This window comes from Parvimonas sp. M20, assembly GCF_035282425.1.
Lineage (GTDB): Bacteria > Bacillota > Clostridia > Tissierellales > Peptoniphilaceae > Parvimonas.
In genome coordinates this window covers 1-927 of record NZ_JAYKBQ010000042.1, presented here as the reverse complement: position 1 = coordinate 927, position 927 = coordinate 1, and the positions used below count along the sequence as shown (strand labels likewise).

Sequence of the window (927 nt, the reverse complement as noted above, 5' to 3'; positions counted from 1 at the left end):
GCGCATGCATGCAGAAGTGTTTGGCCTTGCAAACAACAGCGATATCATCCGTTTCCAAGACGAAGGATAGGGCCGCGAATACCTGCTCGGTAAACTTCTCCTGGATCTGCGGACGTGCTGCAAAGAATTCGACCACGCGGGCAAACTTCGAAAGGCCGAGAACCTTCTTGCCAGGAATATAGGCAATATGTGTGAACCCGTCGATCGTCTGCAAATGATGCTCGCAAAGGCTGACAGTCTGGATTGCATCGACCAGAACCATCTGATCATATGCCCCCACCGTGGACGTCAGCTCAATCTTGCGTTCAACCGTCGATTCCATAGCCAGGATTTCTGCCTGGGACTTTTCATTACCCCATGCACCCTGCCTATCAGTGACGTAGTCCGTAAAAGCATCTTCGTCCAGAACTTCGTGGCCATTTGGCGTGGCTGTCATCTTCGGGAAGAAGTCGTAGTTCAGGCCCTTAGTGAGCTCGCCCACGAACATCTTGGCAAAGCGGTTCGGTGTGTCCTTGATGCTCGGATCATTGTCAACATCCAAGCCGAGGTTCTTAAACCCCTGATAGATGCCCTGTTTGAGAACCTGCAATGCCAGCTTCGGATTATACACTGGACCCATAGCAGAATTCTCGTCGATGGCGGTCTCAAGACCCAGACCAATCAGACGCTCTCGTACCTTTGCCCCCAACGCAGGATCGGTCTTATCTGCGGTAAGGCTCAGGACGAAATCAGACTTCTCTTTACACATTTTTTATACCCCTAAATTAAACCCGCTCATTATTCATCGCAAAGCCAGGAAGGCGCATCACCCCAGAAGGAGCAATACCACTTCTTAACATAGTCTGCGGTTTCCTCCATACGACCGTTATTATCAATGGTGACATTGGATCCCTGCCGAATACGCTCCCAATGCGACTCGGAAACATT

Annotated in this window: 1 protein-coding gene; it reads right to left on the bottom strand. The window is 50.6% G+C overall.

The annotated features are described in order from the left end of the window. The coding region (folE, locus tag VJI93_RS08235) for a GTP cyclohydrolase I (RefSeq protein ID WP_324009235.1) at nucleotides 1-748 on the bottom strand (748 nt) is incomplete at its 3' end. Between the last annotated feature and the right edge of the window lie 179 nt (nucleotides 749-927).